This is a genomic window from Streptomyces sp. NPDC048521 (assembly GCF_043199855.1).
GTDB lineage: Bacteria > Actinomycetota > Actinomycetes > Streptomycetales > Streptomycetaceae > Streptomyces.
Map to the genome: position 1 here is coordinate 200,087 of NZ_JBICWR010000007.1, position 21,194 is coordinate 221,280.

A 21,194-nucleotide genomic window follows, 5' to 3' on the forward strand; every position below is an offset into this window, starting at 1 on the left:
ACGTGACTGCGGGTTCGTCGTGGCCTGTCGCGCGGTTGTCCGCGCACCCATGCGAACACGGGGAGCCCGAGAAATGGCCGACCGGGAGCGCCGGGCGCACGCCTCACGCCTGCGCCCGGCGCGTACCTCCTCGCGCGCGCCCCGTGTGAACGCTTCGCACGCGCCCCGTGTGAACGCTTCGCACGCGCCCGGCCCCCGTGCGCACTCCCGCAGGAGGGTGTCGCGCGGTCAACTGGTAGCAGCCCCGCACAGGATGACGGCTCCTGCGCGGTATGGGCCGCCGGCCTTCCCACCCCGCCCTCGGCCGGCGGCCCAGGCCGGGGCGCGTGCCACAGCCGGTGTTCACACGACCGCAACGCCCGTTCCCACCATGCGGACAAGTACCGGCGTGACCTCGACAAACGCGGCGTTCGCTGCCACTCTCCCGCCATGCATCCTGCCCCTCGCACCCTGCGCCGCGCGGTAGCCGCCGCCACCATAGCCCTGCTCGCCGCCGCTGCCGGCTGTGCTCCGCAGCCCGAGGAGAAGGCGTCGGCCGCCCCGTCCGGGTCGACCGAGAAGAGCTGCGTCCAGGGCACGTTGGCCACCAAGACGTCCGGAAAACTGACGATCGCGACCGACGAGCCGGCCTACGAGCCGTGGTTCAAGGACGACAAGCCCGCCAACGGCAAGGGCTTCGAGTCGGCGGTCGCCTACGCCGTGGCGAAGCGACTGGGGTACGACAAGAGCGCCGTCGTGTGGCAGAGCGTGCCGTTCAACAAGGCGTTCGCCCCTGGCGCGAAGACCTTCGACTTCGACATCAACCAGGTGTCGATCAGCGCCGAGCGCAAGAAGGCCGTGGACTTCTCCTCCGGGTACTACGACGTGCGTCAGGCCGTCATCGCGCTCAAGGGCGGCAAGGCCGCCCAGGCGACGAGCGTCGCGGACCTGAAGAACCTCAAGCTGGGCGCACAGGTCGGCACGACGAGCCTCGCCTACATCACCGACGTGGTGAAGCCGAAGCAGGAGGTTGCCGCCTACGCCAAGAACGACCAGGCCAAGTCGGCGCTGAAGAACGGTCAGGTGGACGCTGTTGTCACCGACCTGCCGACCGCGTTCTACATCACCGCGGCCGAGGTGACGGACGCGAAGATCGTCGGCCAGTTCGAGAACCAGGGCGGTACGCCCGAGCAGTTCGGGCTGGTACTGGACAAGGGCAGCCCGCTCACCTCGTGCGTGACCGGTGCCGTCGACGCCCTGCGCAAGGACGGCACCCTGGCGAAGCTCGAGAAGCAGTGGCTCTCGGACGCCGTCGACGCCCCGGTGCTCAAGTGACGGTCACCAAGGGCGAGTCGGCGCGGGACGGGGCGGACGGCGAGGGCGACATGACGGGCGACGCCGGTGACGGCGCCGACGACGGCTACGTGCCCTCCGAGCGGCGGCTGGAGCGCGAGCGTCACGAACGCGCGCGTGCCCGCCGTGCCACGGCCGTCGCCGCGCTGTCGACGCTCGTGACGGCCGTCGTGCTCTACCTGGTCGTCGTCAACGCGCCGGGCTGGCCGCGCACCAAGGAGACCTTCTTCAGCGCGCAGTACGCGCGCGAGGCGCTCCCGAAGGTCCTTCAAGGGCTGTGGCTGAACGTCCGCCTGCTCCTCGTCTGCGGCGCCGCCGTCCTGGTCCTCGGCATGCTGATCGCCGTCGCACGGACCCTGCGCGGCCCGGTGTTCTTCCCGCTGCGCGTGCTGGCGGCGGCGTACACCGACTTCTTCCGCGGCCTGCCGCTGATCATCAACCTGATGATCGTGGTCCTGGGCGTGCCCGCGCTGCGCCTGCAGGGCGTCACGGTCGATCCGGTGCTGCTCGGCGGTACGGCGCTGACCCTGACGTACTCGGCCTACGTGGCGGAGGTGTTCCGGGCCGGCATCGAGTCCATCCACCCCTCCCAGCGAGCGGCGGCACGCTCGCTGGGCCTGACGAACCGGCAGGCCCTGCGCTACGTGGTGCTGCCGCAGGCGGTGCGCCGACAGGTCCCGCCGCTGCTCAACGACCTGGTGTCGCTGCAGAAGGACACCGGCCTGGTGTCGATCGGCGGCGCGGTGGACGCCGTACGGGCGGCCGACATCATCGTGGGCCGCAGTCTGAACTACACGCCGTACATCGTCGCGGGGCTGGTGTTCGTGGCGCTGACCATCCCGATGACCCGCTTCACGGACTGGGTGACGGCCCGGATGGACCGGCAGCGGGCCCAGGGAGGATCCCTATGAGCGACGCACCTGTCCTGCGTCTGGAGTCGGTCCGCAAGACCTTCGGCGGTTCCGTCGTGCTGCGGGACGTCGATCTCGAGGTCGCCCCGCACACGGTGACCGCGCTGATCGGTGCCTCCGGCTCGGGCAAGTCCACACTGCTGCGCTGCGCCAACCTCCTGGAGGAGATCGACGACGGCGCGATCTGGCTGGACGGCGAGGAGATCACCGATCCCCGGGTCGACCAGGACGCGGTACGGCGCCGGATCGGCGTGGTCTTCCAGGCGTACAACCTCTTCCCGCACATGACCGTGCTGGACAACATCACGCTCGCCCCGCGCCGGGTGCACGGCGTCTCGCGCGCCGAGGCCGAGGAGCGGGCCAGGGGGCTGCTGGAGCGCCTCGGACTCGCCGGGAAGGCGGACGCCTACCCGGACCGTCTCAGCGGCGGCCAGCAGCAGCGTGTGGCGATCGTACGGGCCCTCGCCGTGCGGCCCCGGCTGTTGCTGCTGGACGAGATCACGGCCGCACTCGACCCCGAACTCGTGGGCGAGGTACTGGACGTGGTCCGGGGCCTGAAGGACGAGGGCATGACCATGATGCTCGCCACGCACGAGATGGGGTTCGCCCGGGACGTCGCCGACCAGGTTTGTTTTCTGGACGGTGGCGTCGTACGGGAGCGTGGCACCGCCGAGCAGGTCTTCGGCGACCCGCAGCAGGAGCGCACGCGGCGCTTCCTGCGGCGGATCGTGGAGGCCGGCCGCCTGTAGGAGCCAGGGGGCTACGCGTCGGCCTGTGCCGTCCCCACCAGAGCGGCGACCCGCTCGACGCCGAACACGTAGCCCTGCACCCCGCAGCCGGCGATCACGCCGTCGGCGCGCAGCGAGACATAGGAGTGGTGCCGGAACGCCTCGCGCTGGTGGATGTTGGAGATGTGCACCTCCAGCACGGGCATTCCGTCGCAGGTGTTGAGTGCGTCCAGAATCGCGACCGACGTGTGCGAGTAGGCGCCGGGATTGATGACGATGCCGCAGTGGCCCAGGCGTGCCTCGTGGATCCAGTCGACGAGTTCGCCCTCGTGGTTGGACTGCCGGAAGTCCACCGTGCCGCCGTGCGCGGCCGCCGCCTTGGCGCACAGTGCCTCTACGTCGGCCAGCGTGTCCCTGCCGTAGATCTCGGGCTGACGCTGGCCGAGCAGGTTCAGGTTGGGCCCGTTGAGGATCATGATCGGGGCGTTGGCCAGGGTGCGGGGCACGGTTCCTCCGGTCCGTTCGGGGCGGTGCGTCGACGACCGCTGCTCGCACCCGGTCTATCACGCCGGCCGGAGCGGGCGACGGGCCTCGCGCGCCGCCTGCTCGGCGCACGCTCCGGCACCGGTGATCACCACCGCGCGCCCCCGTAACCGGTGATCACTGCGGGTGGTTGACGCGGCATGCACGATGTACGCGCCGTGAGCGCACCGTCCATGTCGCGGCTCGCCGCCGCCTCCCTCGTCGGGACCGCGATCGAGTTCTACGACTTCTTCGTCTACGGGACCGCGGCGGCCCTGGTGCTGGGGCCGCTGTTCTTCCCGACCTTCTCGCCGGTGGCGGGGACGCTGGCGGCGTTCGCGACGTTCGGGGTGGGCTTCGTGGCCCGACCACTGGGCTCGGTGGTGTTCGGGCACCTGGGCGACCGGCGCGGACGGCGGCCGGTGATGGTCATCTCGCTGCTGCTGACCGGCGCCTCGACGGTCGCGGTCGGCTGCGTGCCGTCGTACGGGACGCTCGGTGTCGCCGCGCCCGTGCTGCTGCTCGTCCTGCGTTTTCTGCAGGGGCTGGGGCTCGGCGGGGAGTGGGGCGGGGCCGTGCTGCTGACCGCAGAGCACGCACCCGCCGGGCGGCGCGCACTGTGGTCGTGCTTTCCCCAAGTGGGGCCCGCGGTCGGCTTCGTGCTCGCCAACGGGGTGATGCTCGCGCTGTCGGCGGCGTTGACGGACGCGGAGTTCGCGCAGTGGGGGTGGCGCGTGCCGTTCTGGGCGGCCGGAGTGCTGGCGCTGGCAGGGCTGTGGCTGCGCTCGTCGCTCACCGAGAGTCCTCGGTTCCTTGAGATCGACGACCACGCGCGCGTGCCGCTCGTCGAGGTCGTACGGCACCACGGGCGGCTGGTGCTGCTGACCGCCGGGGCGTTGGCCGCCGGCTACGCGGTGTTCTACGCGGTGACGACCTGGTCGCTGGCGTACGCCACGGAACGGCTCGGCGTCAGCCGGACCGTCATGCTGACCTGCGTCATGGCCGCGGTACTGGTGAAGGGAGCGCTTACGCCCGTCATGGCGCTGTTGGGCGACCGGTACGGGCGCCGGCCGATGTGTCTGGCGGGCTGCGCCGCCTGTGCCCTGTGGATGCTGCCCATGGTGGCGCTGCTGGCCACCGGGGAGCCGCTGCTGATGTTCCTCGGCATCCTGGGCGCGCTGCTCGCCTTCGTCACCATGTTCGCGGTGATCGCCGCCTACTTGCCGGAGCTGTACGAGGCGCGGGTGCGCTGCACGGGGGCGGCGGTCGGCTACAACCTCGGCGGTGTTGTCGGCGGCGCGCTCACCCCGATCGTGGCCACGGCGCTCGCGGAACACGGCGGGCGCGTCCCATGGGGCGTCGGCGCGTATCTGACGGGCGTGGCACTGCTCAGCCTGGGGTGCTTCGCGCTGCTGCCGGAGACACGGCCGGTCCCCGTGCCGGCGGTGGAGCCGGCCACGGGATGAACCCGGTGGCGCCGGCGCCGGGCCCCTGTCTTGGTCGACAAGTCGACCCGCCGCGGTCTAGGGGTTGATCGCCAGTTCCAGGTAGGCGGCGAACAGCACCAGGTGGACGCCTCCCTGGAGGGGGGTGGCCCGTCCCGGCACGACCGTCAGGGAGGCGACCACGACGGTGAGCGCGAGCAGCAGCATGTGCGTCGAGCCGAGGCCGAGGACGAGCGGTCCGGACAGCCAGACGGAGGCGAGCGCCACGGCCGGGATGGTCAGGCCGATGCTGGCCATGGCGGAGCCCAGCGCCAGGTTGAGGCTGGTCTGCACCCGGTCGCGGCGCGCGGAGCGCAGCGCGGCGATCGTCTCGGGTAGCAGGACGAGCAGGGCGATGACCACACCGACGACGGCCTGGTGCAGTCCCGCCGCCGCCACGCCCGACTCGATGGTGGGCGACACGCTCTTGGCCAGCCCGACCACGCCGATCAGGGCCAGCCCGAGCAGGCCGAGGCTGATCCTGGCGGTGCGCACCGACGGGGGCGCGGCATGGTCGTCGCCGGTGATGACGTCCCCCTGCCGGGTGATCGGCAGGAAGTAGTCCCGGTGGCGCACGGTCTGGGTGGCCACGAACAGGCCGTAGAGGATCAGCGAGGACACCGCGGCGAACGTCAGCTGGACCGTGGAGAACTCGGGTCCGGGCTTGCTGGTGGTGAAGGTCGGCAGGACCAGGCTGAGCGTGGCCAGCGTCGCCACGGTCGCCAGGGCGGCGCCGGTGCCCTCCGGGTTGAAGACCGCGGTGCCGTGCCGCAGGGAGGCGACGAGCAGACAGATTCCGACGATGCCGTTGCAGGTGATCATCACGGCGGCGAAGACGGTGTCGCGTGCCAGAGTGGAACTCTTGTCACCACCGTCGGCCATGAGCGTGACGATGAGAGCCACCTCGATGATCGTGACGGCAATGGCGAGCACCAGGGAGCCGAAGGGCTCCCCGACCCGGTGGGCGACCACCTCGGCGTGGTGCACGGCCGCCAGGACGGAGCCGGCCAGTACGAGGGTCACCAGGGCGACGATCGCGCCGGGCAGGTCACGGCCCCAGGTGAAGACCAGCAGGACGACGGCGAGAACCGGCACGAGGATCGTCCATTGCCGGGTGAGCGACCGCCGAGTGATCATGCCGCGATGGTTGCAGAGACGTACATGGTTCGCATTCCGTTCTTTTCGGATACCTCTCATCCTTCCCGGGGGGTGGCCCGACGCCGGCGCACCGGGCCCCCGTCGTCCGTCCGGTGGGGTCAGACGTCGACACTGTCCTTCGGAGCGCCCTCGCCGCCCGTGCGTTCCGCCTCGGCGGCCGCCTGCTTCCTGGTGGCCATCAAACTGGTGATCGTGGTGACGACCAGGACGGCGCAGATGACGCCGAGCGAGACCGGGATGCTGATCTCGGGGACATGGACACCGGACTCGTGCAGCGCGTGCAGCACCAGTTTGACGCCGATGAAGCCGAGGATGATCGACAGGCCGTAGGAGAGGTGGACCAGCTTCTTCAGCAGACCGCCGATGAGGAAGTACAGCTGACGCAGGCCCATCAGGGCGAAGGCGTTGGCGGTGAAGACGATGTACGGGTCCTGGGTCAGGCCGAAGATCGCGGGTATGGAGTCCAGGGCGAACAGGACGTCCGTGGTGCCGATGGCGAGCATCACGACCAGCATCGGGGTCATGACCCGCTTGCCGTTCTGCTGGATCCACAGCTTGGTGCCGTGGTACCGGTCGGCCACGCCGAACTTGCGCTCCGCGGCCTTCAGCAGCTTGTTCTCCTCGTACTCCTCGTCCTCCTCCTCGGCGCGGGCCTCCTGGATGAGCTTCCAGGCGGTCCAGATCAGGAAGGCGCCGAACAGGTAGAACACCCAGGAGAAGCTGGCGAGGATCGCGGCTCCCGCGGCGATGAAGACGGCCCGCAGGACCAGGGCTATGAGGACGCCGACGAGCAGCACACGCTGCTGGTACCGGGTGGGTACCGCGAACTTCGCCATGATGAGGACGAAGACGAAGAGGTTGTCGACGCTCAGCGACTTCTCGGTGATGAAGCCGGCGAAGAACTCACCGGCCGGCTGTCCGCCGCCGAAGACGAGGAGACCGAGGCCGAAGAGCCCGGCCAGGGCGATCCAGACGCCGGTCCAGATTCCGGCTTCCTTGATCGACACCTCATGGGGCTTGCGCCCGATGAAGAAGTCGACGGCGATCAGGGCGGCGAGACCCAGGATGGTCAGGACCCACAGGGTCATGGAGACTTCCACTGCACCTCCGGCATTACGTAACGGCAAACACATGGCGTTGTCACTGCCGGAGGTCTCTTCCACCCGCGCGGGGCCGACGCCCCGGGACCGGAGCCGGTCCGTACTGACGGGTGCGCCGCAGTCAGGGAGTACTCCCCTCCGCACGGAAAACAGTACCCCAATCACCAAGGAACGGTAAAGAGCTAAGTAAAAGAAAGACCAAATACCCTGCTCAGAAGCGCTTTACCTGTGCTTGGCCTGGCCCCTTGCCACCTCGGCGAGCACCTGCTGAAGGACCTGGCTCCCGGCCGGCACGATCGAAGGCTCGTACGTCCAGGCATGGCCGACCCAGGGGTCGGCGAGGTGGTCGTCGGACACGGGGGTGAGTCGCATCAGCGAACGCCACAGCGGGTCGAGCAGGGGGCCGTAGGCGGCGGCGTCCTGCCGATCCGCGACCATCAGCAGGTGGACGCCGACGGCCGGACCCTCGTCGGCGAGGTACCGCAGCCGGGTCACCGCACGGTCGTCGAATCCGTGCGGGAAGTCGTTGACGATCAGGAGCTGCTGCGCGGTGTCGACATCGGCCGGCAGCGACGCGGCGGCGCCGGCCCGCATCGCCATCTGCACCAGGTCGACCCGCCGGGTGAGCCTCTCCAGCACCTCCGTCACCCCCGCCGCCCCGGTCGCGGGCGGAGCGGCGAGCACCCCGGCCCCCGTCAGCGGCAGAAATGCCCTCGTCCCGGCACCGGCAGGGTCGATGACGTGCACGGCGAACTCCCCCGCCGGGTGCACGGCGAGCAGCCGGGCCGCGAGCGCGACGGCCGCGGCCATGGCCAGGTGCCGCAGTTCGACGGAGTCCGGGAAGGAGTCGTCGAGCGCTGCCGTCGGACCGCTGTCGATCCACAGGCCCCGCTCCAGCGGCAGCCTGACCAGCATCGGGATCCGCAGCGGCGCGCTTTCGGGAAGGTGGAGATCGCCGAGCCGGAGAGCCATCGGCGGCTCGGCAGGCACGCGGTAGCCATGCCAGACGGGGCTGTCCCAGCCGGCGTACGCGGGCGGGAGCGCGGGCTCGACCACCTCCGCCTCGGCGGTGAGCTGGGCGAGGTCGCGGTCGAGGGCCGCGCGCGCCTGGTCGACCAGCTGGGTCCGGCGCGCGTACGCCGCCTCCCGCGCGGCGTCTGCTGAGGTACCGAGCCGGCCCCGGGGGTCGGCGAGGGCCTGGTCGACTTCCTTCTCCATGCGGGAATCGGCGAAGTCCACGGCGCCGCGATAGGCGGCCGTGGTCCGGGCCAGGTCCTCGAACATGCCCCACACCTGGTTGTACAGCCGTTCCTCCATCGACCAGCCCGCTGCGTCGCCGGCGACGGGCTGGGCGGGCTGCCCGTCGGCCGCCGGGGCTGCGGAGGGCGGAGGCGGGGGCGGGCTGCTGTGGCGGCGGTGGGGGTGTGTGTAGTCGACCGGACCGCCGAGTCCCTGCGGTGGGGGTTCGGCGCCGGGGGCCTCGACCTCATACGGGTTCCGGCCGTCGCGCGCCGAGGGCTGCGGATCGTACGAGGGGGCCGCCTCGGTCGTCCCGGGCGCGGAGGGAACCGGCCCGGAGGCGTCGTGCGCCGCGGGGGCCTGAGGCGCAGGGGCGCGGTCCTGTGGTGCGGGTGCCGGGACGGCGCGGGACAGGCTCTGGGCTGCCGCCTCCTGGACGGCGGCCGCGAGCCCACCGGCCTCGCGCAGCCCCTGGTCGGCGAGGAGCGCGGGGAGACCGCCCGCGTAGCCCTGGCCCATCGCGCGTACCTTCCAGGCGCTCTGTCGGCGGTAGAACTCCAGGGCGATCACGGCGGCCTCGGCGTCCAGCCCGGTGAGGGTGTAGGAGGCCAGCTCGGTGCCGTCGGGGCCCTCGACCGCGGTGTGCGGTGCGGGCACGGCACCGAACCGGAGCGGCCCCCCGGTCCCGGCGGGCAGGGCGAGGAACACGTCGACGCGGTGCACGGCCTCGGGCAGGGCGGCGAGGTCGACGGCCAGGCGGTGTTCGGCGGTGGCCTGCCGCGACACCTCGACGCCGGGCAGTGCGGGGGCGCCGGGGTGGGCCACCCACTGGGGGCCGTGCACCGTGCCGTTCTCGTCGCCGAGTGCGGCCCCGGCCAGGACCGGCGCTCCGGCCGAGATCCGGATCGTCAGCCGGACCTGGGACAGCGGGTGGTTCTGCCCCCTCACCAGCTCGGCCGTCATCGCCGTCGCCCCCTGTGTCGTGTTGTCGTGCGCCCGCCCGTCGCACGGGCGGTCCGGTCCCGGTCCTACAGGTGCGGCAGGATCGCCGGCATCAGGTCCTGGAAGGTGCGGCCGTTGGCCGGGGTGCCCAGGGCGGTCATGGTCCAGCCGGAGCCCGCCCGGTGCACCTTGGCCATGATCTGGGCGGTGTACTGGCCACCGCCGGCCAGCGTGTAGCGGGCGAGTTCCTGGCCGTTGGTCTCGTCCACGAGGCGGCAGAACGCGTTCTCCACCTCCTGGAAGGTCTGGCCCGTGAAGGAGTTCACGGTGAAGACGATCTGGTCGATGTGGACCGGAACGCGCTGCAGGTCCACCAGGATCGCCTCGTCGTCCCCGCCCTGGCCGACGCCACCGACGAGGTTGTCGCCGGTGTGGCGCACGGAACCGTCGTCGCTCACCAGGTGGCGGAAGAAGACCACGTCGACCGGCTGCTTCTCGGCGAAGAGGACGGCCGAGGCGTCCAGGTCGATCTCGCGGGTGCGGGAGCCGAACAGGCCGCGCCGCTTCGCCGCCTGCCAGCCGAGCCCCATGCGGACCGCGGTCAGGGTTGCCCCGTCCTTCTTCTCCAGGCTGATGGCCTGACCCTTGGTCAAGTTGACGGACACGGCTGGTTCCCCTCTCGACGTCCCCTGTTGCCGCGCACTTGCGGTTGTCCAGAACCCTACGCAGCGGCACCGACGGTGCCGAACCCCGGCCCGCGCTTTGTGTCGGTGTTGCAACACTTGGCGCATATGCCGAGGTCCGGCAGGGTGGCGGTGGGCTCAGGCGAGGCCCGCCTCGCGCATCTGGCGCAGTTCCTTCTTCATCTCGGAGACCTCGTCGCGCAGCCGGGCGGCGATCTCGAACTGCAGCTCCGCGGCAGCGGCGCGCATGCGCTCCGTCATCTCCTCGATCTGCTCGGCGAGTTCTGCCGCCGGGCGGTCCGTGGGCACCGCGGCCCCCGCCTTGCCCTTGGCGGACTTGGTCGCCTTGGCGCCCTTCGCGCCCTTGGCCGCCTTGTCGCCGAGCGACGGTACGGGAGCCTTGGCACCCTTTCCGTCCCTGAGGTTGCGGTAGCCGGAGCCGAGCAGCTGTTCGGTGTCGACCTGTTCGCGGGCGATCTGCGCGACGATGTCGTTGATCTTCTTGCGCAGCGGCTGCGGGTCGATGCCGTTGGCCTTGTTGTAGGCGACCTGCTTCTCCCGGCGGCGGTTGGTCTCCTCGATGGCCTTCTCCATCGCCGGGGTGATCTTGTCGGCGTACATGTGGACCTGGCCGGAGACATTGCGCGCCGCTCGGCCGATGGTCTGGATCAGCGAGGTCCCGGAGCGCAGGAAGCCCTCCTTGTCGGCGTCGAGGATGGCCACCAGGGACACCTCGGGCAGGTCGAGGCCCTCACGCAGCAGGTTGATGCCGACCAGGACGTCGAACTCTCCGGAGCGCAGCTCGCGCAGCAGCTCGACGCGGCGCAGGGTGTCGACGTCGCTGTGCAGGTAGCGCACCTGGATACCGAGTTCCAGGAAGTAGTCGGTGAGGTCCTCGGCCATCTTCTTGGTGAGCGTGGTGACCAGGACGCGCTCGTCCTTCTCGGTGCGCTTGCGGATCTCGTGCACCAGGTCGTCGATCTGGCCCTCCGTGGGCTTGACGACGACCTCCGGGTCGACCAGGCCGGTGGGACGGATGATCTGCTCCACCACGCCGTCACCGCGCGACAGTTCGTAGGTGCCCGGCGTCGCCGACAGATAGACGGTCTGCCCGATGCGCTCCTGGAACTCCTCCCACTTCAGCGGGCGGTTGTCCAGGGCCGAGGGCAGCCGGAAGCCGTGGTCGACCAGGGTGCGTTTGCGGGAGGCGTCGCCCTCGTACATGGCGCCGATCTGCGGGACCGTGACGTGCGACTCGTCGATGACGAGCAGGAAGTCGTCCGGGAAGTAGTCCAGCAGGGTGTTGGGCGGGGAGCCGGGCAAGCGGCCGTCGAAGTGCATCGAGTAGTTCTCCACACCGGAGCAGGTGCCGATCTGGCGGAGCATCTCGATGTCGTACGTGGTGCGCATCCTCAGGCGCTGGGCCTCCAGCAGCTTGCCCTGCTTCTCCAGCTCGGCAAGGCGCTCCCCCAGCTCCTTCTCGATGTCGTTGACGGCCCGCTCCATGCGTTCGGGCCCCGCGACGTAGTGGGAGGCGGGGAAGACGTACAGGTGCTGGTCGTCGCTGATGATCTCGCCGGTGAGCGGGTGGAGCGTGGACAGCGCCTCGATCTCGTCGCCGAACATCTCGATGCGGACGGCCAGCTCCTCGTAGACCGGGAAGATCTCGATGGTGTCGCCGCGGACCCGGAAGGTGCCCCGGCTGAAGGCCATGTCGTTGCGCGTGTACTGGATGTCGACGAAGCGGCGCAGCAGTTCGTCGCGGTCGATCTCGTCGCCGACCCGCAGGGGGACCATCCGGTCGACGTACTCCTGTGGGGTGCCGAGGCCGTAGATGCAGGAGACCGAGGCGACCACGATCACGTCACGGCGGGTGAGCAGCGAGTTCGTCGCCGAGTGGCGCAGGCGCTCGACCTCCTCGTTGATCGAGGAGTCCTTCTCGATGTAGGTGTCCGACTGCGGGACGTACGCCTCGGGCTGGTAGTAGTCGTAGTACGAGACGAAGTACTCGACCGCGTTGTTCGGCAGGAGTTCGCGGAACTCGTTGGCCAGCTGGGCGGCCAGCGTCTTGTTCGGCGCCATCACGAGGGTGGGGCGCTGGAGTTTCTCGATCATCCACGCCGTGGTGGCGGACTTGCCGGTGCCGGTCGCGCCCAGCAGGACGACGTCCTTCTCACCGGCCTCGATGCGCTTGGCCAGCTCGGCGATGGCCGCCGGCTGGTCGCCGCTGGGCTGGTAGGAGCTGACGACCTCGAAGGGCGCCACCGTGCGTTCGATGTGGGAAACGGGCCGCATGTCATCAACCGTACGACCCCGCACTGACAACGGGCCCGGATCAGCGGTTCTGCGGGGTGCGGGAGCCGTGGTGCTCGGGCCGGCGGACCGGCTCGCGGTCCTCGTGGAGGGCGGGACGGCGGCCGGGGTGGGCGGCGACGGCGGCGGCCGGGACGCCCGGTTTGTGCTCGACCGACGTGCGGGCCGGCCGGCCCCCGACCATCAGCGGATCGAAGATCACGACAACGCCGGCGAGGAGCAGGAAGGCGAGCGGGCCGATCAGCATCGGCGCGAGCACGGACGCCCCCGGGCTGCCCCCGGCGGTGTGGGAGGCGCCGTCGAGCCGGACGCTGAGGGCTGCCATGCCGGTGTAGTGCATGCCGCTGACCGCGAGGCCCATGACGAGGCTCGCACCCACGCTCCACAGGAAGCCCCGGACGCGCCCGGCGGCCCACAGGGCGGCGGTGGCCGCCACGACCGCTATGACGACGGAGGCGGCCACGGTGAGCGTGTTGTACGTGAACCGGCCGCTGAAGTGCATGCCGGCCATGCCGAGGTAGTGCATCGAGGCGACGCCCAGACCGGTGATCGTGCCGCCCGTGAACAGGGCGGTGCCGGAGGCGCCGCGGTAGCCGACGATGAAGATCCCGATGCCGACCATGACGATGGCGAGGGCGAGGCTCGCATAGGTGATCGGCTTGTCGTAGTGGATCGACGTCTGCCGAATGGTGAAGCCCATCATCGCGACGAAGTGCATGGTCCATATGCCGGAGCCGATCGCGGCGGCGCCGAGGGCCAGCCAGGCGGGGCGCCGGGAGTGCGTGACCAGCAGGGAACGGGTGGTGCAGCGCAGGCCGAGGGCACTGCCGAGGCAGGCCATCACATAGGCCACCAGTGGGGTGACGGCCCCGTAGCTGAATCCGTCGACCGTGCCTTGCATGCGCGGCTGCCCTTCCGCCTTCTTGCGTCCCGGAATATCTGCGATGTGCCCCCGTCCCAGGACCGCGCGGGCGGTCAGGGTTGTCGCAGAAAGTATGACCCCCACCGGAATGGTCGAACGATTTTCCGGCAAAGAAACACGGCCTTGCCGCACTTGTGCGGCCCTGGTGAGCGGACTTGGACGCCTCCGTTCCATGTGTGGCCATCGTGCGCCTGGGTGATGTTCACCCTCTGCTGTCACTCTGGTGCTGTCCGTATTCTCTCGACGCGAGGAGTCTGCATGCACGCGCGCGTAGCTTTCGCCGCGGCCGCCGCGGTCCTGGGGGCGGCGGCGACCCTGCTGAGCCCCACCTCCGGCGCCCTGGCCGGTGAGATCAGCGAGGTGGCCGCTGTCGGCACGCCCACGGTGATCGCCCACCGGGGGGCCTCCGCCTACGCTCCCGAGAACACGCTCGCCTCCATCGACAAGGCGGCGAAGCTGGGCTTCTCCTGGGTCGAGAACGACGTCCAGCGGACGAAGGACGGCGAGCTGGTCGTCATCCACGACGACAGTCTGCGGCGCACCACGAACGTCGAGGACCTCTTCCCCGGCCGGGCACCGTGGAAGGTGAAGGACTTCACCGCCGCCGAGATCGCGCGGCTGGACGCGGGCAGCTGGTTCTCCCCCGCGTACGCGGGTACGCGCGTGCCGACGCTGAGGCAGTACATGCGCCGGGTCGAGCGCAACCGCGAGAACCTCCTGCTGGAGATCAAGAACCCGGACCTGTACCCGGGCATCGAGCGGCAGACCCTCAAGCTGCTCCGCACTGCGGGCTGGCTGGACCGCGGCCACCAGGGCCGGCTCATCGTGCAGAGCTTCAGCGCCGACAGCGTGCGGACGGTCCATGAACTGCAGCCCGCGGTCACCACCGGCTACCTCGGTACGCCCACGGTGGCGCAGCTGCAGCAGTACGCCGGATTCGCCGATCTGATCAATCCCTCGTACGGGACGCTCTCCCAGGGGTACGTCTCGGCCGTGCATGCCTTCGACGGGCCGCACGGCAGGCCGCTCGGGGTGTTCGCGTGGACGGTGGACGACGCGGCCACCGCCCGCGAGGTCGCCGATTACGGCGTCGACGGGATCATCAGCAACAAGCCCGACGTGGTGCGGTCGGCGGTGGACTCGGACTGAGCCGGACGGGCGTTGTCAGTGGCGGGTCGTACCGTGGGCGCATGGACAGCCTTGCGCAGGATGAGCAGCGGGTCGTGTGGGCCGTCGTCGGCAGCGACGTCGGCCCGTTGATGCTGGCGGCGACCCGTGACGGCCTGGTCAACGTCGTCTTCCACGCCACGGACGCGGTGCGCGACCGGGCCCTGGAGCGGCTGGCGGCCCGGCTGGGCGGCGAGCCCGTGGAGGACCCGGACTCGCCGCTGCTGGCCGAGGCGATAGGTCAGCTGCGGGCGTACTTCGCGGGCCGGCGGCACGACTTCGACCTGCCGCTGGACTGGTCGCTGATCTCCGGGTTCAACCGGCAGGTGCTGCGTGAGCTGGCGTCCGGGGTGCCGTACGGCACCGTGGTGGGGTACGGCGATCTGGCCGGGCGGGTCGGGCAGCCCGGCGGGGCGCAGGCGGTCGGCGCGGCGATGGGCGCCAATCCACTGCCGGTGGTCGTGCCGTGCCACCGGGTGGTGGAGAGCGACGGCGGCATCGGCGGGTTCGGGGGCGGCCTGGAGGCCAAGCGGAAGCTGCTCGCGCTGGAGGGCGTTCTGCCCGAACCGCTGTTCTGAGGGGCCGGAGCCGGCTACTCGTCGTAGTGCCGGGCCTCGAAGACGTTGCCGTCGGGATCCCGGAAGTAGAAGTTGCGCGTGGCCTCGCCGCGGGCGCCGAACGCGTCGTGGCCGATGTCGCTCAGGGGGACGCCGTGCTCCTGCAGGCGGGTGCGCAGGGCGTCGAAGGCGTCGGCCGGCAGGGACAGGCAGACATGGTTGACGGGGCGGCCCGCGCTGTCGGCCGAGCCGGGCAGCATCCTCATGCGGTCGGCGACGCTGTGCGGGGCGAGGTCGAGGATCGTCTCCTCGTTGACGCGTACGGAGGGAAACGTCACCTTGCCCTCGGCGAACTCGGCCACTCTCAGGGGCTCCAGGCCGACGGCCTCCTCGTAGAAGCCGGCGGCGGCGACCGGATCGGCCACCCACAGGACCACATGGTCGAGGCGTGCGCTCATGCTCGTCATGCCACCAGGCTGGTGGTGTCGCCCACAGGCCGCAAGCGTTTAGCGGGGGCCGGTGCCCGCCAGAGATGAGGAAGGACCGACGGACAGGAGGCGGACGCGTGGTGCTGGTGGTGTCGGAAGAAGTCCGGGAGGCGATCGACGCGCGGCGGCCGGTGGTGGCCCTGGAGTCCACGATCATCGCGCACGGCCTGCCGCGCCCACGCAATCTGCAGGTGGCGCTGGAGCTGGAGGAGGCGGTGCGGCGGGAGGGCGCCGTCCCGGCCACCGTCGCCGTGCTCGACGGACATCCCCGGGTCGGCCTGGACAAGGAGCAGCTGGAGCGGGTCGCGAACGAGGAGGGCATCCGCAAGCTGGGCCACCGTGACCTGCCCCTCGCCGTGGCGGCGGGGGCGAGCGGGGCGACCACGGTGTCGGCGACCGCACAGCTGGCCGCGCTGGCGGGCGTCCGCGTGTTCGCGACGGGCGGTCTGGGCGGGGTGCACCGGGAGTGGACGGTGACGCAGGACGAGTCGGCCGACCTCGGGCTGCTGGCGCGCACGCGGATCACGGTGGTGTGCGCGGGCGTGAAGTCGATCCTGGACGTGCCGGCGACCCTGCAGCGGCTGGAGACGCTGGGCGTGGCCGTCGCCGGGTACGGCACGGACCGCTTCCCCGGCTTCTATCTGTCCGACTCGGGCCATCCGGTCGACTGGACGCTGAGCAGCGCGGAGCAGGTCGCCGACGTCATGCGGGCGCAGGACGCGCTCGGCGCGGCCGAGTCGGCGCTGATCGTCGCCAATCCCGTACCGGAGGCGGAACAGCTCGATCCCGAGTTGCACGCACGCGTGCTCGCCGACGCGCTCACCGCCTGTGCGGAGCGGGGCATCACCGGACAGGCGGTGACCCCGTTCCTGCTGGACTACCTGGTCCGGCACACGGACGGCGCCTCCCTGAGCGCCAATCTGGCGGCCGTGCGCGGCAACGTACGGCTGGCGGCACGGATCGCCGCGGCGTGGGCCAGGGGATGACCGCGGGGCGCCGGGACGGGGCGCTGCTGGTCGTCGGGGACGTGGTCACGGATGTGGTCGCCCGGCATCGGGGGCCACTCGCGGCCGGCACGGATACGGCCGCCGTGATCCGGACGCTGCCGGGCGGCGCGGGCGCCAACGTGGCCTGCTGGGCCGCCCACGCGGGCTGTGCGGACGTACGGCTGCTGGGGCGGGTGGGCGCGGACGCGGCCGCGTGGCACGAGCGGGAGCTGGTGGCGGCGGGGGTGCGGCCCCGGCTGGTGGTCGATCCGGAGGCGGCGACCGGGACGGTGATCTGCCTCGTCGACACGGGTGCGGCGGCCGAGCGCACGTTCCTCACGGACAGTGGGGCGTCTTTGCGGCTCGAGCCCGCCGACTGGTCGGACGCGTTGCTGGACGGGGTGGCCCGGCTGCATCTGTCGGGCTATCTGTTGTTCACGGAGTCGAGCCGGGCGCTCGCCGAGACGGCGCTCGCCGCGGCACGCGCGCGTGGTGTACCGGTGAGCCTGGATCCGGCGTCGGCGGGCTTCCTGGTGGAGCTGGGTGTGGACCGTTTCCTGGCGTTCGCGGAGGGGCTGGACGTGCTGCTGCCCAGCCGGGACGAGGCATGTCTGCTGACGGGGCTGTCGGACCCGGCGGACGCGGCGGCCAAGTTGAGCCGTCTCGTGCCGCTTGTGGTGGCCAAGGCGGGTGCGGACGGGGCGCTGGTGGCCCGTTCCGGCGTTGTGGGCGCGCGGGTTCCGGCCCCGTCGGCGACTCCGCAGGACACCACGGGCGCCGGCGACGCCTTCACCGGCGCGTTCCTCGCCGCCCTGGCCTCGGGCGCGGACCCGGAGGAAGCGGCGGCACTCGGATGCCGGGCGGGGGCGGAGGCGGTGCTACGGGTGGGCGGAAGACCGCCGCATCCGGGGCGCGGCGGCTAGCGCGGGACCGCGCGCACGCCTCCGCGGGCTGGCCGACACGGCGCCCGCAGTGACAGCCGAGCGGACGGACGACCGCTGAGCACACCTTCCGGCCGAACGCCCGCGCACTGACATCGCGAGCGGACGGACGACGGCTGTCTACGCCTTCCTGCCCCACGCGGAGATCATGGGGGCGGTGGCCAAATCCATGTCACCGGCCTCGACGTTGGCCAGGTGCCGGTCGATCTCCTCGTCGGTGGCGAGCCCGGCGGCGACGAGCCGGTCACGGATCTGACGGACCGTCGCGGCCTCCAGCGCGGTGCAGGCGGGTGAGGTGACGGGGAAGTACGCGTCGGCCTCCACCTCGTGCAGCCCGGCCTCGCGGAGCAGCCGCGGGAGCTTGCGGCCGTACGACAGGTCGGCGCCGCGTTCGGCGAGCAGTGAGCGGAAGCCCTGGCGAAGCCGGTTGGCGAGCCGCTGCTCCGGGCCGTACTCGTCGGGACAGATCAGGGGCTGGAGGGCGGGGTCGGCGTCCTCGATCAGCAGCCGTCCGCCGGGCCGCAGAGCCTGGACCATGGAGCGCAACGCCCTTTCCCGGTCCGGGACGTGGACCAGGACGAGCCGGGCGTGGACCAGGTCGAATCCCTCCTCCGGCGGTTGTCCGGTGCCCACGTCGTGGACGCGGACGTCCACCGTCGGACCGGCCGCGGGGGCGAGCCGCGTGGTGTCGATGTCGGTGGCGACGACCTTGCCGGTGGGGCCCACCTTCGTCGCGAGCCAGGACACCACGGAGGTGCCGCCGGCCCCCACTTCCCAACAGCGCCAGCCGGGCGCGATGCCGAGCCCTTCGATGTGCCGGAACGTCGTGGGATCGAAGAGGGCGGCGAAGGCGTCGAAGCGTCGGCCGGCCTCGCTCTGTCGGTTGTCCAGGAGGTACCCGTCGGATCGCGTCATGCCGCGATCATCCCAGTCACCCGGCTTGTCCGGCTCGACCGGCTGTCCGTTCGCGAGCGGCAGCCCGAGGATCCAGCCCTCCTTTCGCGGGCGGGAGCCAGAGATGAGTGTCGGTTCGATGCTGTGTCCACAGGCGGGAACCAAGCGGAACTCTGCGTTCCCACAGGCTTGCCCACGCAACGCCCCTCGGCTGGCAGACTTGCCGGGCAAGGCGCGGAAGCGTTGCACGAGGAGATCCACACGAGGAGATCCAGATGTCCATGGCAGGGAATCTGCGGAAGGTCACGGGGCTGGACAGGGTCGGCGGCCTGCGCAAGGTGGCGCGGCTGGCCAGGCGGCGGCCGCGGGTGGACCTGAGTCATCCCGCCAGGTCACCGCTGGGCTCGTCGGTGGTGAACTGCGTGATGTACCAGGACGGCGTGCGCGTACCGGAGTGCGCCGATCTGGTGGATGCCGTGCGTCTGGTGCGCAAGAGGGGCGAGGGGTTCGTCTGGCTCGGGCTGCACGAGCCGACTGCCCGCGAGTTCGGGGGCATCGCCGAGCTGTTCGATCTGCATCCCCTGGCGGTGGAGGACGCGGTCGAGGCACACCAGCGCCCGAAGCTGGAGCACTACGGGGACACGCTGTTCGCGGTCTTCAAGACCGTCTGCTACGTGGAGCACGAACAGCTGACGGCGACCAGCGAGGTGGTGGACACCGGCGAGATCATGGTGTTCGTCGGTGAGGACTTCGTCATCACGGTGCGCCACGGCCGGCACGGCTCGCTGGGGCCCCTGCGCGAGGAGTTGGAGGCGGATCCGGGGCAGCTCGCCAAGGGGCCGGCGGCGGTGCTGCACGCGATCGCGGACCACGTCGTCGACGACTACCTGAGCGTGACGGACGCGGTGCAGGCCGACATCGACCAGGTCGAGACGGACGTGTTCTCGGAGAACGGCGCACGGCTCGACCCGGGCCGCATCTACCAGATGAAGCGCGAACTGCTGGAGCTGAAGCGGGCGGTAGTGCCGCTGGGCCGGCCGGTGGAGGACTTGGCCACCCGGCCCATACGGGTCGTGGCCCCGGAGATACAGACCTATTTCCGGGACGTGCTCGACCACCTGATACGGGCCAAGGAGCAGATCGCCGCGTTCGACGAGTTGCTCAACTCCATCCTGCAGGCGCACCTCGCGCAGGTGACCGTCGCGCAGAACGAGGACATGCGGAAGATCACGGCGTGGGCCGCGGTGATCGCCGTGCCGACGATGGTGTGCGGTGTGTACGGCATGAACTTCGACCACATGCCGGAGCTGCACTGGCGGTTCGGCTATCCGCTGGTCATGGCCGTGATGGCGGGGGCGTGCGTGGCGCTGCACCGGGGCTTCCGGCGCAACGGCTGGCTCTGACGAGCGTCGTTGCCGCCGGTTCGCCGGTCCTCGCCGGCTGCGTCGGTGGCCACGCCGAGACGGACACGACCTACTCCGGAACGATCCAGATGATCACCCGGCTCTCGTCCTCCTTCTCCGTCGGCGGGTCGATTCCGAAGTACTTGTGCGACAGCTCCTACGGCAAGAGCACGGTGTCCCCGCGCATACGAAAGGGTTGCGCTGGATCGCGGTGCAGAGGGATCCCTGGACCGATTCCTGGATCAACCGCCCCAGGCGGGATGGCGTGGGTCATCGGCGCGCACCAGGACGTCCGCCGTCCCGGCCGGGTCCGTCTCGGACTCGTAGCGCTCGAAAGCGGGGAGCGTCCAGTGGTCGGCCTCGGGGGTCCGACGGCGCAGGGCGCCCGCGGAGAGGAGGACGTGCACGGTCAGGTCGAACGGGAACCAGTGGCGCAACAGGAGGGGACCATGGAACAACAGGATCCCGCCGGGCGGGAGTTGGACGTAGAGGCTGCGGGTGGCCCGGTCGGTGGCCGGATCCCACAGGTCGGGCAGGACCCGCCCGCTGCCTCCGGGGTCGAGCGGGCCGAAGACCTCGCGCCACAAGGCGCCGGTGTCGAACCATCCGCTGTAGTACGACTCCGCATCCCGCCGCCCGTGTTCGAGGCGCAGCGAGGCAGGACGCAGGAAACCCTCGGCGCCGACCACGAGCGAGGGCCGGCCACGCAGACGCAGCGCCTCGCCGACTCGCTCGGCGAGGTCTCCTGGACGGGCGGCCGGCGCTCCGTCGAAGCCGACGCGCGGCCAGGCGCCTCCGTCGGCCGGCGCCAGCTCGGTCAGCCGGTCGGCCAGCAGTTCGGCGAGCCGGTCCCAGGTGATCGCTTCGAGTCGCACAGGGCCCATGATGCCGGGTGGACCGAGCGCCCGGTGCTGGTGGCCGCCACGAGAGGGGGCACCCGGAGACGGCGGCGGTACGGCGGGACCGTGCCGGAGGCCTCCCGGAGACGGTGGTGGCGGCGCGTCCGGACCGATGCCCACACCCTCTCGAAGACGGCTGCGGCGGTACGCCAGGACCGATGCCCACGCCCTCCCGAAAACAGCGACGGCGGCGGTGTGACCGGACCGATGCCCACACCCTCCCGAAGACGGCGGCGGCGGTGTGACGGGACCGCGTCGGCACCCTCCCGAAGGCTGCCGTGACGGTGCCCCGGAAGCCGATCCCAAGTTCTTCGTGAGCGCGGCCGACGTGCTGCTGGACGGGCGGGCCGCGGACGAAGCGGGACGGCTCGTCGCGGGGGGCTGGCTGTGCACCTGCCGGGCGCGGAGGGACGGCCCGTGAGGGACGCCCGGGGGCGTTCCCGGCCGGGATCCGGTTCATCGCGCCGGCGCACACCGCCGGGCCGCACTGGCTGCGGGAACGCGGGGACGCGCCCGTCGACTGGG

General features: G+C 71.1%; 19 protein-coding genes. 9 read left to right on the top strand and 10 right to left on the bottom strand.

What is annotated here, in order from left to right; all coding sequences use genetic code 11:
- Nucleotides 1-429 precede the first annotated feature (429 nt).
- The 3 genes from ACGFRF_RS18890 to ACGFRF_RS18900 are packed head-to-tail and all read left to right on the top strand — an operon-like array spanning nt 430 to nt 2,992.
- A complete protein-coding gene (locus tag ACGFRF_RS18890; RefSeq protein ID WP_393741238.1) occupies nt 430-1,314 on the top strand; it encodes an ABC transporter substrate-binding protein in 885 nt (294 codons plus the stop codon).
- On the top strand, nt 1,311-2,243 hold the full coding sequence (locus ACGFRF_RS18895) for an amino acid ABC transporter permease (protein ID WP_393741240.1): 933 nt from the start codon (nt 1,311-1,313) through the stop codon (nt 2,241-2,243). The genes ACGFRF_RS18890 and ACGFRF_RS18895 overlap by 4 nt, the downstream gene beginning before the upstream one ends.
- Entirely contained in the window at nt 2,240-2,992 is a 753-nt protein-coding gene (locus ACGFRF_RS18900; protein WP_393741242.1) for an amino acid ABC transporter ATP-binding protein, read from the top strand. Before ACGFRF_RS18895 ends, ACGFRF_RS18900 begins: the two co-directional genes overlap by 4 nt.
- A gap of 11 nt (nt 2,993-3,003) precedes the next feature.
- Here the strand turns inward: ACGFRF_RS18900 and aroQ are convergent, their stop codons facing one another.
- Nucleotides 3,004-3,477: a type II 3-dehydroquinate dehydratase gene (gene aroQ, locus ACGFRF_RS18905; RefSeq protein ID WP_393741244.1), complete on the bottom strand. Its 474-nt coding sequence runs from the start codon at nt 3,475-3,477 to the stop codon at nt 3,004-3,006.
- A gap of 210 nt (nt 3,478-3,687) precedes the next feature.
- On the opposite strand from aroQ, the gene ACGFRF_RS18910 reads away from it, so the two are divergent.
- Nucleotides 3,688-4,959 carry an MFS transporter gene (locus tag ACGFRF_RS18910; RefSeq protein ID WP_393741531.1) on the top strand — a complete coding sequence of 424 codons (1,272 nt, stop codon included), beginning with the start codon at nt 3,688-3,690 and terminating at the stop codon, nt 4,957-4,959.
- A gap of 57 nt (nt 4,960-5,016) precedes the next feature.
- Here ACGFRF_RS18910 and ACGFRF_RS18915 read toward each other — a convergent pair whose 3' ends face one another.
- From ACGFRF_RS18915 to ACGFRF_RS18940, 6 genes are all read right to left on the bottom strand, one after another.
- A complete protein-coding gene (locus ACGFRF_RS18915; protein WP_393741246.1) occupies nt 5,017-6,114 on the bottom strand; it encodes a calcium:proton antiporter in 1,098 nt (365 codons plus the stop codon).
- Between the two features lie 119 nt (nt 6,115-6,233).
- On the bottom strand, nt 6,234-7,235 hold the full coding sequence (locus ACGFRF_RS18920) for a TerC family protein (RefSeq protein ID WP_393741248.1): 1,002 nt from the start codon (nt 7,233-7,235) through the stop codon (nt 6,234-6,236).
- Nucleotides 7,236-7,457: 222 nt separating this feature from the next.
- Nucleotides 7,458-9,437 (bottom strand): TerD family protein, encoded by a 1,980-nt coding sequence (locus ACGFRF_RS18925; RefSeq protein WP_393741250.1) that lies wholly within the window; start codon nt 9,435-9,437, stop codon nt 7,458-7,460.
- Nucleotides 9,438-9,502: 65 nt separating this feature from the next.
- Nucleotides 9,503-10,081, bottom strand: coding sequence for a TerD family protein (locus tag ACGFRF_RS18930; protein WP_393741252.1), 579 nt, complete (start codon nt 10,079-10,081; stop codon nt 9,503-9,505).
- A gap of 156 nt (nt 10,082-10,237) precedes the next feature.
- Complete coding sequence (uvrB, locus tag ACGFRF_RS18935; RefSeq protein ID WP_393741254.1) at nt 10,238-12,394, bottom strand: excinuclease ABC subunit UvrB; 2,157 nt, start codon at nt 12,392-12,394, stop codon at nt 10,238-10,240.
- A gap of 40 nt (nt 12,395-12,434) precedes the next feature.
- Nucleotides 12,435-13,313, bottom strand: a complete 879-nt coding sequence (locus tag ACGFRF_RS18940) for an MHYT domain-containing protein (RefSeq protein ID WP_393741256.1) — start codon at nt 13,311-13,313, stop codon at nt 12,435-12,437.
- A gap of 279 nt (nt 13,314-13,592) precedes the next feature.
- Between ACGFRF_RS18940 and ACGFRF_RS18945 the strand changes: the two genes are divergently transcribed.
- Nucleotides 13,593-14,483 (top strand): glycerophosphodiester phosphodiesterase, encoded by an 891-nt coding sequence (locus ACGFRF_RS18945; protein WP_393741258.1) that lies wholly within the window; start codon nt 13,593-13,595, stop codon nt 14,481-14,483.
- Between the two features lie 41 nt (nt 14,484-14,524).
- Entirely contained in the window at nt 14,525-15,079 is a 555-nt protein-coding gene (locus ACGFRF_RS18950; protein ID WP_393741260.1) for a methylated-DNA--[protein]-cysteine S-methyltransferase, read from the top strand.
- Nucleotides 15,080-15,093: 14 nt separating this feature from the next.
- On the opposite strand, the gene ACGFRF_RS18955 is transcribed toward ACGFRF_RS18950, so the two are convergent.
- Entirely contained in the window at nt 15,094-15,525 is a 432-nt protein-coding gene (locus ACGFRF_RS18955) for a VOC family protein (protein WP_393741262.1), read from the bottom strand.
- A 98-nt stretch (nt 15,526-15,623) separates the two neighbouring features.
- Here ACGFRF_RS18955 and ACGFRF_RS18960 point away from each other — a divergent pair, with 98 nt between their 5' ends.
- A complete protein-coding gene (locus tag ACGFRF_RS18960) occupies nt 15,624-16,532 on the top strand; it encodes a pseudouridine-5'-phosphate glycosidase (protein WP_393741264.1) in 909 nt (302 codons plus the stop codon).
- Nucleotides 16,529-17,455 carry a carbohydrate kinase family protein gene (locus tag ACGFRF_RS18965; protein ID WP_393741266.1) on the top strand — a complete coding sequence of 309 codons (927 nt, stop codon included), beginning with the start codon at nt 16,529-16,531 and terminating at the stop codon, nt 17,453-17,455. Before ACGFRF_RS18960 ends, ACGFRF_RS18965 begins: the two co-directional genes overlap by 4 nt.
- 138 nt (nt 17,456-17,593) lie before the next feature.
- Here ACGFRF_RS18965 and ACGFRF_RS18970 read toward each other — a convergent pair whose 3' ends face one another.
- On the bottom strand, nt 17,594-18,388 hold the full coding sequence (locus ACGFRF_RS18970) for a methyltransferase domain-containing protein (RefSeq protein ID WP_393741268.1): 795 nt from the start codon (nt 18,386-18,388) through the stop codon (nt 17,594-17,596).
- A 254-nt stretch (nt 18,389-18,642) separates the two neighbouring features.
- On the opposite strand from ACGFRF_RS18970, the gene ACGFRF_RS18975 reads away from it, so the two are divergent.
- Entirely contained in the window at nt 18,643-19,770 is a 1,128-nt protein-coding gene (locus ACGFRF_RS18975) for a magnesium and cobalt transport protein CorA (protein ID WP_393741270.1), read from the top strand.
- 242 nt (nt 19,771-20,012) lie between these two features.
- Here ACGFRF_RS18975 and ACGFRF_RS18980 read toward each other — a convergent pair whose 3' ends face one another.
- Nucleotides 20,013-20,645, bottom strand: a complete 633-nt coding sequence (locus tag ACGFRF_RS18980; RefSeq protein ID WP_393741272.1) for a uridine kinase — start codon at nt 20,643-20,645, stop codon at nt 20,013-20,015.
- Between the last annotated feature and the right edge of the window lie 549 nt (nt 20,646-21,194).

Coding starts and splice junctions, on each gene's coding strand:
- ACGFRF_RS18890 (WP_393741238.1), top strand. CDS start 430: ATGCATCCTGCCCCTCGCACCCTGCGCCGCGCGGTAGCCGCCGCCACC.
- ACGFRF_RS18900 (WP_393741242.1), top strand. CDS start 2,240: ATGAGCGACGCACCTGTCCTGCGTCTGGAGTCGGTCCGCAAGACCTTC.
- ACGFRF_RS18910 (WP_393741531.1), top strand. CDS start 3,688: ATGTCGCGGCTCGCCGCCGCCTCCCTCGTCGGGACCGCGATCGAGTTC.
- ACGFRF_RS18915 (WP_393741246.1), bottom strand. CDS start 6,114: ATGATCACTCGGCGGTCGCTCACCCGGCAATGGACGATCCTCGTGCCG.
- ACGFRF_RS18925 (WP_393741250.1), bottom strand. CDS start 9,437: ATGACGGCCGAGCTGGTGAGGGGGCAGAACCACCCGCTGTCCCAGGTC.
- uvrB (WP_393741254.1), bottom strand. CDS start 12,394: ATGCGGCCCGTTTCCCACATCGAACGCACGGTGGCGCCCTTCGAGGTC.
- ACGFRF_RS18940 (WP_393741256.1), bottom strand. CDS start 13,313: ATGCAAGGCACGGTCGACGGATTCAGCTACGGGGCCGTCACCCCACTG.
- ACGFRF_RS18945 (WP_393741258.1), top strand. CDS start 13,593: ATGCACGCGCGCGTAGCTTTCGCCGCGGCCGCCGCGGTCCTGGGGGCG.
- ACGFRF_RS18950 (WP_393741260.1), top strand. CDS start 14,525: ATGGACAGCCTTGCGCAGGATGAGCAGCGGGTCGTGTGGGCCGTCGTC.
- ACGFRF_RS18955 (WP_393741262.1), bottom strand. CDS start 15,525: ATGACGAGCATGAGCGCACGCCTCGACCATGTGGTCCTGTGGGTGGCC.
- ACGFRF_RS18965 (WP_393741266.1), top strand. CDS start 16,529: ATGACCGCGGGGCGCCGGGACGGGGCGCTGCTGGTCGTCGGGGACGTG.
- ACGFRF_RS18970 (WP_393741268.1), bottom strand. CDS start 18,388: ATGACGCGATCCGACGGGTACCTCCTGGACAACCGACAGAGCGAGGCC.
- ACGFRF_RS18975 (WP_393741270.1), top strand. CDS start 18,643: ATGTCCATGGCAGGGAATCTGCGGAAGGTCACGGGGCTGGACAGGGTC.